Source organism: uncultured Mucilaginibacter sp., from assembly GCF_937859865.1.
GTDB lineage: Bacteria > Bacteroidota > Bacteroidia > Sphingobacteriales > Sphingobacteriaceae > Mucilaginibacter_A.
In genome coordinates this window covers 21,167-23,461 of record NZ_CALMAT010000141.1, presented here as the reverse complement: position 1 = coordinate 23,461, position 2,295 = coordinate 21,167, and the positions used below count along the sequence as shown (strand labels likewise).

Sequence of the window (2,295 nt, the reverse complement as noted above, 5' to 3'; positions counted from 1 at the left end):
GCTCAACAACATCAGCGAGATCCAAAATATCATCATCAAAAACGTAAACAACGTTCCGATTTTGGCGCGAAACGTGGCCGACATACACGAAAGCGGCTTACCGCGCTTAGGCCAGGTTGGGCGCGATAAAGACAACGACGCCATTGAAGGTATTGTGGTGATGCGGAAAGGCGAAAACCCATCCGAAGTTTTAGTGCGGATCAAGGATAAAGTAAAGGATTTGAACGCCCATATTTTACCAAAAGACACCAAAATTGATGTTTTTTATGACCGTACCACTTTGATGGATTTTGCCACGCATACGGTTATCCACAACTTGATCGAAGGAATTGTGCTGGTAACCGTGATTGTGTTTTTGTTTATGGCCGATTGGCGCACCACTTTAACGGTAGCTATCATCATTCCTTTAGCTTTATTGTTCGCCTTTATTTGTTTGAGGCTGAAAGGCATGAGCGCCAATTTGCTTTCCATGGGCGCGGTTGATTTTGGGATCATCATAGACGGGGCCGTGGTAATGGTCGAAGGGATTTATGTCGCTTTGGACCACAAGGCTAAAGAAGTTGGCATGGATAAATTTAACAAGCTGGCCAAGCTGGGCATATTTAAAAATGTGGGCACAGAAATGGGGAAAGCTATTTTCTTTTCCAAACTGATCATCCTTACTTGTTTAATGCCAATTTTCGCTTTTCAAAAAGTAGAAGGCAAAATGTTTTCGCCGCTGGCTTATACCTTAAGTTTTGCTTTGCTGGGCGCTTTAATTTTTACGTTGACTTTTGTTCCGGCACTGTCCAGTATTTTGCTGCGAAAAAATGTTCGCGAAAAGCATAACCCTATTGTATTATTCCTTGAAAACGGCATCCACAAGATGTTCAATTTCACTTACAAAAACCAGAAGCTGAGTTTGATTGTGGCTTTGGTTTTTATGGCTTTAACTTTTGCTTCCGCTAAATTGTTGGGAACAGAGTTTTTGCCGCAATTAAACGAAGGCGCATTGTGGGTTACGGCGCAATTGCCGATGAGCACGTCGCTGGAAAGCTCTGTAAGCACTACCAATAAGATGCGCAGTATTTTAGGTTCTTTTCCGGAGGTTAAACAAACCATGTCGCAAGTTGGAAGAACGAACGACGGAACCGACCCGAAAGGTTTTTTTAACGTGCAAATCCAGGTTGATCTCCTGCCAAAAGACGAGTGGAAACGAAACATTACCCAGGAAGAACTGATTGCGCAAATGGACAAAAAACTAAGCCAATTTCCTGGAATTATCTTTAACTATTCGCAGCCGATTATTGATAACGTGGCCGAAGCTGTGGCAGGTGTTCCGGCTTCAATGGCTGTTAAAATTTTCGGAACTGATTTTAAAGTTTTGGATGGCAAAGCCGATGAAGTAATGCGGGTTTTAAGTAAAGTTCAGGGTGTAGAAGATTTGGGAATACTCAGAAACTTGGGCCAGCCTGAATTCAGGATTGAACTGGACCAAAGCAAGATGGCTTTGTATGGCATTTCTACGGCCGATGCCAACTCGGTGATTGAGATGGCGATTGGCGGAAAAGCGGCAACCACTTTGTACCAGGGCGAAAGGAAGTTCGACATTCGGATCCGCTACCAAAAAGACTACCGCGATACCGAAGAAAAGATTGAAAACCTGATGGTGCCAACTTTAAACGGTTCTAAAATTGCCATCAAAGAAATTGCACAAATCACCAAATTGACTGGCCCGGCCTTTATTTACCGCGACAACAACATGCGTTATATCGCCGTAAAATTCTCGGTACGTGGCCGCGATTTAGGAAGTACGATTGCCGAAGCACAGCAGAAAGTAAACCAGGCGGTAAAACTTGACCAGAGCTACACCACCACCTGGAACGGCGAGTTTGAAAACCAAATCCGCGCTTCGCATACTTTGGCCAATGTTGTCCCAATCTGTTTGCTGGTAATTTTCCTGATCCTGTTTACCACTTTTGGTAATGTAAAAGACGCCGTATTGGTAATCCTAAACGTGCCTTTTGCTTTGATTGGCGGTATTTTGGCCTTGCACATCACCAATACCAATTTCAGTATTTCGGCAGGTATCGGTTTTATCGCGCTGTTTGGTGTTTGTATCCAAAACGGTGTGATCCTGATCTCTGTTTTCCGCAAAAATATATTGGAAGGCGTGCAAATAGATGAAGCTATTTTAACCGGTGTTTTGTCCCGTGTCCGCCCCGTGGTGATGACGGCTTTGATGGCCGCCATTGGTTTAATGCCGGCTGCAATTTCTACCGGAATCGGCTCCGAAACACAAAAACCTTTGGCCAT

1 protein-coding gene is annotated in these 2,295 nt (G+C 44.1%); it reads left to right on the top strand.

Going from position 1 to position 2,295, the window contains the following annotated elements:
• On the top strand, nt 1–2,295 hold a 2,295-nt coding region (locus Q0192_RS15595), incomplete at both ends, for an efflux RND transporter permease subunit (RefSeq protein ID WP_299290790.1).